The organism is Rhodoglobus sp. G.S.23 (assembly GCF_056675935.1).
This window is the reverse complement of record NZ_CM155237.1, coordinates 2188138-2200595: the sequence shown is the minus strand read 5'-3', so window position 1 is coordinate 2200595 and position 12458 is coordinate 2188138. Positions and strand designations below refer to the sequence as shown.

The 12458-nt window shown below is 58.9% G+C and carries 12 protein-coding genes; 7 read left to right on the top strand and 5 right to left on the bottom strand.

From position 1 onward, the window contains the following. Together AC1ENN_RS10685 and AC1ENN_RS10680 are read right to left on the bottom strand one after the other, a co-directional pair. A complete protein-coding gene (locus tag AC1ENN_RS10685) occupies positions 1-1755 on the bottom strand; it encodes an acetyl/propionyl/methylcrotonyl-CoA carboxylase subunit alpha (protein WP_480406049.1) in 1755 nt (584 codons plus the stop codon). Between the two features lie 78 nt (positions 1756-1833). Next, complete coding sequence (locus AC1ENN_RS10680; RefSeq protein ID WP_480406048.1) at positions 1834-2478, bottom strand: Maf family protein; 645 nt, start codon at positions 2476-2478, stop codon at positions 1834-1836. Positions 2479-2498: 20 nt separating this feature from the next. On the opposite strand from AC1ENN_RS10680, the gene AC1ENN_RS10675 reads away from it, so the two are divergent. The 4 genes from AC1ENN_RS10675 to AC1ENN_RS10660 all read left to right on the top strand — a co-directional run bounded on the left by AC1ENN_RS10675 (position 2499) and on the right by AC1ENN_RS10660 (position 6857). After that, positions 2499-3731 (top strand): class I SAM-dependent RNA methyltransferase, encoded by a 1233-nt coding sequence (locus AC1ENN_RS10675; protein WP_480391154.1) that lies wholly within the window; start codon positions 2499-2501, stop codon positions 3729-3731. Between the two features lie 78 nt (positions 3732-3809). Further along, positions 3810-4520: a response regulator transcription factor gene (locus AC1ENN_RS10670; RefSeq protein ID WP_480391153.1), complete on the top strand. Its 711-nt coding sequence runs from the start codon at positions 3810-3812 to the stop codon at positions 4518-4520. Continuing rightward, a complete protein-coding gene (locus tag AC1ENN_RS10665; RefSeq protein WP_480391152.1) occupies positions 4510-5784 on the top strand; it encodes a sensor histidine kinase in 1275 nt (424 codons plus the stop codon). The genes AC1ENN_RS10670 and AC1ENN_RS10665 overlap by 11 nt, the downstream gene beginning before the upstream one ends. After that, on the top strand, positions 5781-6857 hold the full coding sequence (locus AC1ENN_RS10660; protein WP_449647248.1) for a hypothetical protein: 1077 nt from the start codon (positions 5781-5783) through the stop codon (positions 6855-6857). The genes AC1ENN_RS10665 and AC1ENN_RS10660 overlap by 4 nt, the downstream gene beginning before the upstream one ends. A 360-nt stretch (positions 6858-7217) precedes the next feature. Here AC1ENN_RS10660 and AC1ENN_RS10655 read toward each other — a convergent pair whose 3' ends face one another. Then, on the bottom strand, positions 7218-7451 hold the full coding sequence (locus AC1ENN_RS10655; RefSeq protein WP_480406944.1) for an acyl-CoA carboxylase epsilon subunit: 234 nt from the start codon (positions 7449-7451) through the stop codon (positions 7218-7220). After that, entirely contained in the window at positions 7451-9022 is a 1572-nt protein-coding gene (locus tag AC1ENN_RS10650; protein WP_449648195.1) for an acyl-CoA carboxylase subunit beta, read from the bottom strand. Before AC1ENN_RS10650 ends, AC1ENN_RS10655 begins: the two co-directional genes overlap by 1 nt. A gap of 140 nt (positions 9023-9162) precedes the next feature. On the opposite strand from AC1ENN_RS10650, the gene AC1ENN_RS10645 reads away from it, so the two are divergent. The 3 genes from AC1ENN_RS10645 to AC1ENN_RS10635 all read left to right on the top strand — a co-directional run bounded on the left by AC1ENN_RS10645 (position 9163) and on the right by AC1ENN_RS10635 (position 11875). Beyond that, complete coding sequence (locus AC1ENN_RS10645) at positions 9163-9939, top strand: biotin--[acetyl-CoA-carboxylase] ligase (RefSeq protein ID WP_480406047.1); 777 nt, start codon at positions 9163-9165, stop codon at positions 9937-9939. Between the two features lie 3 nt (positions 9940-9942). After that, a complete protein-coding gene (locus AC1ENN_RS10640) occupies positions 9943-10485 on the top strand; it encodes a PH domain-containing protein (protein WP_449647246.1) in 543 nt (180 codons plus the stop codon). 88 nt (positions 10486-10573) lie between these two features. Next, a complete protein-coding gene (locus AC1ENN_RS10635; RefSeq protein ID WP_480391150.1) occupies positions 10574-11875 on the top strand; it encodes a UDP-glucose dehydrogenase family protein in 1302 nt (433 codons plus the stop codon). Here the strand turns inward: AC1ENN_RS10635 and AC1ENN_RS10630 are convergent. Then, positions 11774-12382 (bottom strand): GtrA family protein, encoded by a 609-nt coding sequence (locus AC1ENN_RS10630; protein ID WP_449647244.1) that lies wholly within the window; start codon positions 12380-12382, stop codon positions 11774-11776. The genes AC1ENN_RS10635 and AC1ENN_RS10630 overlap by 102 nt on opposite strands. Positions 12383-12458: the final 76 nt, after the last annotated feature.

The window sequence follows — 12458 nt, the reverse complement described above, 5'->3', positions numbered from 1 at the left end:
TTAGTCAGCAATGTTCAGCAGCAAGTGGCCAGACGATACCGTCAGGCCAACGCTCGCGTTGACAGAAGTAACGACGCCATCCTTGTGTGCGACAAGCGGCTGTTCCATCTTCATCGCTTCAAGCACCAAGATCAGGTCGCCCTTGACGACCTTGTCTCCTTCAGCAACCGCAACCTTCACGATGGTTGCCTGCATCGGAGCCTTCACCGAGTCACCGGTGATGGTGTTCACGGCAGAGGCAGCGCGACGTTTGGGTGCGGCGGAGAGCGTGGCACCCGTCGTGGTGCTGGGAACTAGTTTCGAGGGCAAATTCACTTCAATGCGCTTGCCGGCAACTTCAACGACAACGTTGTGGCGTGCTGCAGCAACAGTTGGTTCACCGAGTGAGCCAGTCCACGGTTCGATGTCGTTGTCGAATTCGGTCTCGATCCACCGGGTGTAAATCGTGAATGGGTTGCTGGTAAACGCCGGATCGCGAACGATCTTGCGGTGGAACGGCAGCACCGTGGGAAGCCCTGTAATCTCAAATTCGTCAAGGGCTCGACGTGAGCGCTCGAGGGCATCCTCGCGGCTGGAACCGGTGACGATGAGCTTGGCGAGCAACGAGTCAAATGCACCACTGATCTCATCGCCGGTCGTGACACCGCTATCGACACGGATGCCGGGGCCGCCAGGGACTCGGAGAACGTGCACGGGGCCGGGTGAGGGCATGAAGTTGAGTCCGGCATCCTCACCGTTGATGCGGAACTCGAAAGAGTGGCCGCGAGGGACGGGGTCGTCGTAGTCGAGTACGCCGCCCTCAGCGATGCGGAACTGTTCACGCACGAGGTCGATGCCCGTGACTTCTTCAGAAACGGGGTGCTCGACCTGAAGACGGGTGTTGACCTCAAGGAACGAGATGGTGCCGTCCTTGGCGACCAAGAATTCACACGTGCCGGCACCGAGGTAGCCGACTTCGCGCAGAATGGCCTTAGAGGACTCATAGAGAGCCTTGTTTTGCTCGTCACTCAAGAATGGCGCCGGGGCCTCTTCTACGAGCTTCTGGTGACGGCGCTGCAACGAGCAGTCACGGGTGGAAATCACGACGACGTTGCCGTGAGCGTCCGCCAAGCACTGCGTTTCAACGTGGCGGGGCTGGTCGAGATACTTCTCAACGAAGCACTCACCGCGACCAAACGCGGCAACAGCCTCGCGGGTGGCGGAATCGAAAAGCTCGGGGATTTCCTCTCGAGTGCGCGCAACCTTGAGGCCACGACCACCGCCCCCGAAAGCAGCCTTGATCGCAACGGGAAGACCGTGAAGATCAACAAAATCCAGCACTTCGGCTGCACCAGAAACCGGGTTGAGCGTTCCGGGAGCCAGTGGAGCTCCGACCTTCTCAGCGATGTGGCGAGCAGAAACTTTGTCACCAAGCTTCTCGATGGCTTCGGGTGATGGACCGATCCACATAATGCCGGCATCGATCACGGCGCGAGCGAATTCGGCGTTCTCAGCCAAAAAGCCATAACCGGGGTGAATCGCATCAGCACCCGAGCGGCGGGCGATCGACAAAATCTTGTCAATTACGAGATACGTCTCCGCGCTCGTCGCGCCATCGAGTGCATACGCCTCATCAGCGAGCTTGACGTGCCGAGCATCCCGATCTTGGTCTGCATAGACCGCAACCGAAGCGATGCCGCTGTCTTTAGCTGCGCGGATAACGCGAACGGCGATCTCCCCGCGGTTGGCGATGAGTACCTTCGTAATTCGAGCCATAGTTACCTAGCTTAAGGGGGTTACGGCCGAAGCCTTGAGGTATTGCACACAAAAATAGGACGCAAGCACTGTGGATGCCTACAGACCGGGGCGCTCCATGTTCCAGAGATCGGTCCATTGCGCATCAAATTCGCGCAAGAGTTGACGGAGAAGAGAAACCGAGAGCCCAACAACCGCATGAGGATCGCCCTCAATGCTGGTGATAAATGCTGCGCCCAGGCTATCGATTGTGAATGCTCCAGCGACCTTCAACGGTTCGCCTGTAGCGACGTAGGCATCAATTTCAGCGTCGCTGATATTGGAAGCAAAGGTGACGCGCGCGCTCGAGACAGCACCGGTTGCGCCGCGAATTTCGCCACCGCGGTGATCAATGAGCCAATGCCCCGAGTGCAAGGTTCCGGTCTTTCCGCGTTGAGCGAGCCAACGTTGCTTAGCGATTTCCGGCTCGTGCGGCTTTCCAAATAGTTCGCCGTCTAATTCAAAAGCAGAATCTCCACCAAGAATGAAGCCATCAATCGGTTCACCATTGATACGCGAATCGGTGACTGCCTCAGCCTTCGCTCTCGCCAACAAGTGAACAAGGGCGGGGCCATCGAGGGGGCCAGGCGCCGCAGCCGCAACAGCTTCTTCATCTACTCCGGAAGCCAAAAGTACCGGGTCAACACCGGCGGCGCGCAGCGTTGCGAGCCGTGCTGGAGAGGTAGACGCAAGATAAAGGCGCACAAGGCTCCTATGCTCAAGGGATGGGTGAATGGCTTGGCCGAATGATCGAAGTAGACGTTACCAACATTGCGCACGGGGGTGTCGGTGTTGCGCGTCACGATGGTCGTGTCGTTTTTGTTTCCGACGCGATCCCCGGTGAACGCGTACTTGTGCGTGTGACCGACGACAAGAAGAAGTCGTTTTGGCGCGCCGAAACGGTGAAGGTTGTCACCGCGAGTGAACACCGCAGAGAACACGTGTGGTCGGCGGCCAGTGTTGACCGCGATCCAGACAACCGCGCCGGTGGCGCCGAATTTGGGCATATAGAGCTCAGCCACCAGCGCGCCCTCAAGGCTCAAATTCTTGGCGAATCACTCGAACGGATGGCCAAGCTCACGCTGGCGCCCATCGTCGAAGCAGTGTCAGGCGACGACGAACGCAACGGGCTCGGATGGCGCACCCGCGTGAGCCTTCACGTTGACGAACACGGCAATGTTGGCCCGTTCGCGGCGCGCTCTCATCGCGTCGTTTCCGTTGCCGACCTTCCGCTAGCAACCCCCGAACTCTCCGCAGGGGCCCCGCTCAGCCAAAACTTTTCGGGCTTCGATCGCGTTGATGTGCTCAACCCGAGTAGCGGTGGAGTGCGCCTCATCATGGGCAAGCAAAAGCCACAAGTCATTACCGAAATCGTGGGAGAGCGCGAATTCACGCTGCTCGACTCGGGTTTCTGGCAAGTGCACCATGGTGCAGCCCAAGTGTTGTCCGCTGCCGTGCAAGACGCCATTGACCCAGAACTGTTTGACCCAGCGGCATCCAACTTGGATCTCTATGGTGGCGTTGGTTTGTTCGCCGCTGCGGTCGGAGACAAGTTTGGTTCCGCGACCAAGATCACCACGGTTGAGGCCGAGTCCACTGCTACCGATCACGCCGCAAAGAATCTCTCGGAATGGTTGGGCGCTCACGCAGAGACGGGACGCGTCGATCGTTGGCTTCGTCAACTGGTCAGGAACGCGACCAGTAGTGAGCAATCGCGGCTCGAGCGAGCCACGATTATTCTTGACCCCCCGCGCTCTGGCGCCGGATGCGAAGTGGTTGAGTTAGTTGGAGCAGCCAAGCCCGCTCAAGTGGTCTACGTGGCGTGTGACCCCGTTGCGTTCGCTCGGGATGTTGCATTCTTTGCCGAGCAGGGCTATAGCCTCAGCACCGTGCGGGCGTTCGATCTCTTCCCCCATACGCACCACGTTGAAGCCGTCGGAACGTTTACCCGCGACTGAACGCGTGTTGGCGTCGTTCACGCATGATTTCGTCGTAACCCGACTACTATGGGGGACAGAAACTCAGGAGGACGCCACATGGCCCAGACCGAACCATCCGGGACCGAAGCGCCCAATGACAGCGCCAAACGCAATATTGCCGTCGCTGTAGTCGACGACCACGAATCCGTTCGGCTCGGGCTTAAAGCTGCTTTCATCGACGACGGTTATGACTTTGTTCTTGCCGCCGCGACGGTGAGGGAACTCGTTGAGGGACTCAATGGTCGCGAAGTCGACGTTGTCGTGCTCGACCTGTCGCTCGGCGATGGATCGACTGTCACCGATAACGTCAAGAACGTTCAAGCTACCGGCTCTGCCGTGCTCGTGCACAGCATTGCTGACCGCGTCGCAAGCGTTCGTGAGGCACTCGCCGCTGGCGCCGCCGGAGTTATCCCGAAGTCTTCCGCCACCAAGACAGTGCTCGCCGCGGCAGCAACCGTTGCGCGCGGCGAAGTATTGAACAACCTTGAGTGGGCAACTGCCATCGACGCAGACCGCGACTTCTCGAAGGCCCAGCTAGGTCGCCGTGAACGAGAAATTCTCCACCTCTACGCCTCGGGCCTACCGCTCAAGCTCGCCGCACAGCAGCTCGGAATTGGCTACTCGACTGCGCGCGAATATCTTGACCGCATCCGCGTCAAGTACGTCGAAGTCGGTCGCCCAGCTCCCACCAAGGTCGATCTTTTGCGTCGTGCTGTCGAAGACGGAATCCTGCCAGGTCTGGATTCCGAAGGCGGCGATGGCCACTAGCCTCTCCGCTGCACGCCAACCACCGTCGGCAAAGCAGCCACGTAATCCGATCAGCCGCAAGCAGGTTGAGCGGGTAATTTCGCGCTCGGTTGCCGTGATCGGGCTAGTTTTCGGCGCGCAAACTGTGCCCTGGCTATTGAGTCAGGCGCGGGAGGCGCAACCGTGGTGGTTGTCGATCGTTGTTCCCGCACTGTTCGGCTTGTTGATCATTGTGGTCATCGTGTCATTCGCCAATCGTTGGGTTCGCCAAGCGCACGGCACATTCGCGGTGGTGTACTTCCTTGCCTTGCTGAGTTGGCCATTTACCGTTCTACCCGGCGTCGAGATTTTTAGCGGCATTCACTGGCTCAACTATCTCATCACCGTCGCGACCGCCATGGCAGCGATCGCATTTGGGCGTGTGCTCGCTACCGTCTATCTTTTCGCTGCGCCGTTCGTCTACCTTGTCGTTCGTCTTCTTCCCGTCGGTGGCGCAGCTCCATGGCAGTTGGCAGTGCTTGAAGCGTTCTATGCACTCATTTTGGGTAGCGCAATCATGATCATCGTCACGATGCTGCGCCAGGCGGCATCCAACGTCGACAACGCGCAAGCGACAGCTCTGTCCCGCTATGGAAACGCGGTGCGGCAACACGCTACTGAGGTCGAACGAGTTCAGGTCGATTCGATCGTGCACGATAGCGTACTGACCACACTGATCTCCGCTGCCCGGGCATACGTGCCAGAAGCCCAACGCCTTGGCGCGGTCATGGCAGGCAATGCCATCGGCCATTTGAAAGAGGCAGCGTCGACGTCTCCCGATGATGTATCGACAGTGCAGGCGACGGAGCTTGCTCAAAGAGTCGTCACCTCGGCTGAATTGCTCGCGTCGAACTTCCAATTCTCGATTCGAAGCGTTGGTGCCAGATCGTTGCCGGCTGTTGCAGCAGAAGCCGTCCATTCCGCAGCCGTCCAAGCAATGGTCAACAGTCTGCAGCACGCTGGTGGCGCAGATGTCCAGCGCAGTGTTGAAGTTCGTGGACTTGAGGGTAATGGTATTCAGGTTGTCGTCACAGACACTGGCCGGGGGTTCGACCTCGATCATGTGCCTCAAGAGCGCCTAGGGGTGCGCGTCTCCATAGTGGAGCGCGTCGCGAACGCTGGCGGTCGCACGGCGGTAGCGTCGGTGCCTGGTGCTGGCACCGAAGTCTGTATTCAGTGGCCGCATGGCAACGAAAGCGACGAAATCCTTACCCCGGACGACATCGGCGAAGAGGGTGTCCTGTGAACATTGGAGTACCGCGCTACTTGATCGTCGGTATGGCGGGGCTGTTCTCCGCGTACCACATCCTCTTGGCGCTCTACACGATCGACATTCCTGATCGACCTGGCCCCATCTTTGTCGCGATGGCACTGTATGGCGCCGCAACGATCATCAGTCTTCTTCCCTTTGGTCCGCTTCGGATGCCCATTTGGATGGCGACATTCAACTTTGCGATCGTCGTCGCCATCACTCTTCTTGTCGCCAACGAGCTCGATTTCGCCCGTGAGGGCGGCACCGGGTATGCAACCTGGTACGTAGCAGCGAGCGGAACGTTGCTGACGATTACCTCCACGCGAGGCCGTCACACTTTCGCTTGGTTGGGGATCGGATTCTTAGTCGCGCACACCTTTAGCCTTGGTCCCGTTGGACCGGCAGGGTTGTTCAGCCTCGGAATCGTCGGAAGCGCCTCGTGGGTTGCCGTCTCGCACGTGCTGAGCAGTGGCCTCGCTAAGGCATCCAAAGATGCTCAACGTTTTGTCCTTGCCGAACAGGAAGCAACTGATTGGCAGGCCGCTCAAGACGCGCACGTTCATGAGCGGCAGTTCCGGCTGGAACAGACCGGCAGTATGGCATTGGCAATGTTGGAACGAATCCAGGAGACCAACGGAAATCTCTCTGAGGAGGAGCGCCGCGAGTGCCTCAATCTTGAGGGTGCCATTCGCGATGAGATCCGCGGTCGCAAGCTTCTGAACGACGCTGTGCGCGATCAGGTGATGATTGCGCGCCGTCGCGGGGCCACTGTGACGTTGCTCGATGAGGGCGGCATCGACGATCTCTCTGACGCCGATCTTGATCGGGTTCTCAATAGGCTCGCTCTGGCTATCCAATCCACGAGCGCGGACAAAGTCATTGCCCGCACGGTTCCTGAGGGTTCAGACGTCGCGGTGACGGTCGTCGGACTGCACAGCAGCGGCGATGGAGAGTCGAGCGCCCTTGGCCAAGACTCCCTCGAAGAAGACGTCGTCGACATTTGGCTCGAGATTCCTCGCGTCGACGCTGCCAATGCGGGCGCTGCTCACGCAGACGCTGCTGGCTGACTCAAACCACCGTTATAGGCGGAAGAGCCGGAGTGGCTATCAGAAGCACTTCTCCGGCTCTTCGCTAGAACCCGGGTCAGGACGATAACCCGAATACCGTCCTGACCCGCCCCCAAAGAATTAGCCCGCTTACCCTAGTCGGCTAACCTTTGGCGGTGTAACTCCTATGGAGAGACACCTAGCACTTAATATTCTGCATCAAGAAAGTGACGAGCAAAGTCGGTTCTTTGGGGGACCCTCGGGGGACAATATTTTCAGAATCGTGTGGAAATCACTGTATTTCTGTGGTTTTCAACGAATTCCGCATCGTGCAATTGGGGTACGACCGCGAAAAGTCCTGTTGTGCCATCCGCAAAAGATTTAACGTCGAGCGCTTGCGTTCCACACACCGGGGCCCGGATGAAGCGGGGCGCGAATGGGGCGTTGGCTACGCGCCCACGCTGAAATGGGAGCTGTCTCATCCCCACCGGCGTACTCGGCAGACTCAACCAGTGCTGCGCGTACAACCGCAGTGACCGCAGCGACTTCTTCTGGTGTGACGTTGGTCGAGACGATGCGGATGTCGGCGGGCTCGTCTTGCGCGTGCCTCCCCATCACAGTGGAATGTTTCCGTGTTTCTTGGGGGGCATGCTTGCGCGCTTCGTGCGGAGAGCGCGGAGCGCCTTCACGACTTGCACTCGAGTTGCAGCAGGCTCAATGACTCCATCGAGCTCGCCCCTCTCAGCAGCCAAGAACGGGCTTGCCACGTTGTAGGTGTACTCGTTTGCCAAGCGGGTACGAACTGCGGCGACATCCTCGCCAGCGGCCTCTGCTGCTTTGATCTCGCCGCGGTAAAGGATATTGACGGCGCCTTGGCCGCCCATGACGGCGATCTCAGCGGTCGGCCACGCGTAGTTGAGGTCAGCGCCCAACTGCTTGGATCCCATGACGATGTATGCCCCGCCATAGGCCTTGCGCGTGATGACGGTCACGAGGGGCACGGTTGCTTCGGCGTAAGCGTAGAGAAGCTTGGCGCCACGACGAATGACACCGGTCCATTCCTGATCAGTGCCCGGTAGGTAGCCGGGAACATCGACGAGGGTGAGGATCGGAATGCTGAACGAATCGCAGAAGCGCACGAAACGTGCTGCTTTCTCGCCAGCCTCAATGTTGAGGGTTCCTGCCATCGCCTGTGGCTGGTTAGCGACGATACCGACCGAGCGGCCCTCGACGCGACCGAAGCCGACAACGATGTTTGGCGCGAACAGCGGCTGAGTTTCGAGAAAATCGCCGTTGTCAACGATGTGCTCAATGATCGTTTTCACGTCATACGGCTGGTTAGGGCTGTCGGGGATGATCGTGTTGAGCTTGCGATCCTCATCCGTAATCTCCAACTCCACTTCGCTCTCGTAAAGGGGAGCGTCAGACATGTTGTTGTCTGGCAAGAAGCCGATGAGAGTGCGAGCGTAATCGAGAGCATCCTCTTCGTCGCTCGCGAGGTAGTGAGCAACGCCCGAAACCTTGTTGTGCGTGAGTGCGCCGCCCAGCTCTTCCATTCCGACGTCTTCGCCGGTGACTGTCTTGATGACGTCGGGGCCGGTGACGAACATTTGGCTTGTCTTGTCGACCATGATCACAAAATCGGTAAGCGCGGGGGAGTAGACGGCTCCGCCAGCCGCCGGGCCCATGATGATGGAGATCTGCGGGATGACACCAGAAGCTTGAGTGTTACGGCGGAAAATCTCGCCATACTTGCCCAGGGCTACGACGCCCTCCTGAATGCGGGCTCCGCCAGAGTCGAGCATGCCGATGATCGGAACACCCGTTTTCATGGCGTGATCCATGACTTTGATGATCTTCTCGCCAGCAACCTCACCGAGCGAGCCACCGAAGATGGTGAAGTCTTGCGCGTAAACAGCAACCTGGCGACCGTGAATCGTGCCGGTACCGGTCACAACAGCGTCGCCATACGGGCGCTTCTTTTCCATACCGAAGGCGTGAGTGCGGTGGCGAACAAACTCATCGAGTTCGACAAACGAACCGTGATCGAGCAACTGTTCGATGCGCTCGCGGGCGGTCATCTTGCCCTTAGCGTGCTGCTTTTCGATTGCCGCGTCACCGCTGGCGGTCACGGCTTCGTGATAGCGGTTCTTGAGATCGGCGATCCGGCCGGCGGTCGTGAACATGTCTGGAGTCGTATTGTCTTCGGTCACTGTGTCACTTTACCCACCCATCCACCGCTTGTGTGGTTGGCGGAACCCACAAGTTTGAGGCCCGTTTCATTGAGGAAACACTAGAGACAGAGCGCTGCCTCTACGCTGAAGCGATGCAACTCCCTCTAAGCTCCGCCGTTCTCCCGCTGCTTGAGCACCTCGATGAGGTCGGATCAACCAACCACGAACTGATGGCGCGGGCCGCTAACTCCACCGCACAGCACTTTTCTGCGCTGGTCACGACGAACCAGACCGCGGGCCGCGGCCGGTTGGGACGGGAATGGATCGCGCCACCGGGAAAAACATTTGCCGTCTCCGTGCTATTTGCTCCAGAACGAGCCTCCATCGAATCATTAGCGTGGATGCCGCTCATTGGCGGCCTGGCCATGGCGCGGGCAGTACGCAGCCTCGTCAACGATCGCAAAGTCACCCTTAAATGGCCTAACGACGTTCAGATTGAGTCACTGAAGGTGTCTGGCCTGCTCTCTGAACTTGTCGCGGGAGGCTCAGGCGTGATCGTTGGGGCAGGGCTGAACCTCACGATTGAGCCCGCTGAGCTGCCGACATCCGTCTCGACATCGTTACTGATCGAGGGCGTTGATCCCGGAGTTGATCTGGCGCTCAGCAGCTATCTCAGCGAACTTGTCGAACTCTACAAACGATTTAGCGATGGTGGTCTCGATGCGGTTCGAAGCGGAATTGCGGATGCGGCGCGGGCAGAGTGCGGAACCATTGGGCGTCGAGTGAGAGTGGAGCTTCCCGGCGGTGAGCGCATTTTCGGAACGGCCGAGACGATCGATGACCACGGACAATTGGTCGTGATGGATGATGCGAACGGCCGCTTGCAGCACGTCGCGGCTGGGGACATCACCCACCTGCGGTATGAATGACCTATGCCTAATGAGACTGTGAGCGTTCAACGCGAGGCAATTGTTGCCCGTGTGCGTTCTCACGCGCGAGCGCTCATCTTTCCCGGCATTGTTTTGGTCGCCACGGCGGGAGCACTCGGCTACTTTTTCGGCAGTTTCGCCGAGGATTGGCAGAATCTTGCCTTGCTCACGGCCGGCTTGTTGCTGATTGTTGTCGCGTGGTTTTTGCCATTCTTTGGGTGGCTAGCGCGAAACTACACAATCACGACGCGACGAGTAGTGCTCTCAAGTGGAGTATTCGTTCGCGTCAGGCAAGAGCTGCTTCATAGCCGTGGTTATGACGTGACGGTGCGCCAAAATTGGGTGCAGCGGATGTTCGGCAGCGGTGATCTTCTGATCAACGCCGGTCATGACTATCCGGTCACCCTGCGCGACATCCCGTCGGTAGCGATCACCCAAGCGGCGCTGCACGACCTTATGGAGAACAACCAGAATGTTGTCTCGATGCGGCGCCAGCGAGACGAATCTCACGCTTCAGACGAAACGACAGTGTGGGGCACTCGCTAGCCTGCACGTCCACTGACAACGCACATTATCGATCGTGTTTCCGCACCGCGCTACTTTCTGTCAACTCTGATCAGATAGGGTGCGCAACGTGAAGATCTCAGTAATCGGATGCGGCTACCTCGGAGCCGTTCATGCATCCTCGCTCGCAAAACTTGGCCACGATGTTGTGGGAATTGACATCGACCAGGCGAAAGTCGATCTCTTGGCATCGGCACAGGCGCCGTTCTACGAACCGGGCTTGCCAGAACTTTTAGGCGAAACCCTCGCAACGGGCAAGCTCGCATTCACGACTGATCTGAGCCGTGCGAATGGAGCGCGGGTGCACTTCATCGCGGTGGGTACCCCTCAACAGGAGGATTCCAATGCGGTCGATCTCACCGCGGTGGAGTCGGCCTTCGATGCGATCATCGCCCATCTTTCTCCCGGCGATGTCGTTGTTGGAAAGTCGACCGTGCCGGTAGGAACCGCTGAGCGTCTTGCTGCTCGTGTCGAGGCCGTAGGCGCCCACTTGGCCTGGAACCCAGAGTTTCTGCGGGAGGGCTACGCCGTGAAAGACACCATTAGCCCCGACCGCCTTGTGTACGGGATTCGCCCAGGGGACGACCATTCTGTCGCCATTCTTGACGAGGTTTACGCCACGGTGCTCGCTCAAGACATCCCTCGCGTGGTAACTGACTTCGCCACTTCCGAGCTCGTGAAGGTCGCGGCCAATGCATTTTTGGCAACCAAGATCTCCTTCATCAACGCGATGGCGGAGGTAGCGGAGGTCACGGGAGCTGACGTCACTCAGCTCGCGGATGCGATTGGTTATGACCAGCGCATCGGTCGTCGTTTCTTGAATGCCGGTCTTGGTTTCGGTGGAGGCTGCCTTCCCAAAGATATTCGTGGATTCATGGCGCGCGCTTCCGAACTCGGGGCGGGTGATGCTTTGAACTTTCTCGGCGAAGTCGATGCGATCAACCTTCGTCGACGAGAGCGCATGGTCGATCTGTGTCGTGAGGTGCTTGGCGGAACCATCGAAGGCGCAAAAATCGCGGTCCTTGGTCTTGCGTTTAAGCCCGACTCCGATGACGTGAGAGATTCCCCAGCGCTCGATGTTGCTGCGCGTCTCGCGGAGTTAGGTGCGTACGTTCGGGCAACAGACCCGCAGGCCATTGAAACCTCACGGCGTCTGCGCCCGGAGCTCGACTATGTCTCTACCGCAGCTGAAGCAACGCGAGACGCGGATGTCGTTCTTGTGCTCACCGAATGGCGCGAGTACCGCGACATTGATCCAAACGAGCTCGGCTCAGTCGTTTCGGTGCGTGCGATCCTCGACGGTCGAAACTGTCTGAACCCGGTGCAGTGGCGTGAAGCCGGCTGGACCTATCGTGCGCTCGGTCGCCCCTAGCGCAGCGTCTGCCGCGGCATCCGCAGTCCTAGTGGCGGCGTGAACGGCAGCAGTGACAGCGGTGTGCTCGGCAGTCAGTACGCCACGACTGGGGCTAAAGACCCACAAACGGTACAGCGCAAATCGGAAGAAAGCACCGAGCGCGAGCCCGACGACATTCGTGGAGATGTTGTCGGCGAGTAGCGAGGTGTATCCGAGGACATAGTGGGAGACCCAGAGACAGAGCACACCGATTGCCATACCGGCGACGCTGACAAGGGCAAACTCGACGCCCTCACGTGCTGCGCCAGTTCGACCAGCAGTGGCGAAAGTCCAGCGTCGATTGCCGACCCAGTTGGCCCCGATCGCGAGGGTCGTGGAGATCACCTTGGCGATCACGGGTCCCTCGTGAAGCACATCGGGTGAGAGAATTGTGAGCCGCAACAGATTGAATACTGCGACATCGATCACAAGCCCGCCGAGCCCCACTACGCCGAAACGTAGGAATTGGCCGAGCAGCTTTCGCATGTGATCTCCGCAGTAGACAAGAATGGGGCAGGGCGGTTGGAAGTCTAACCTGCCAAGCTAGGCCCAAAGCTGGGCA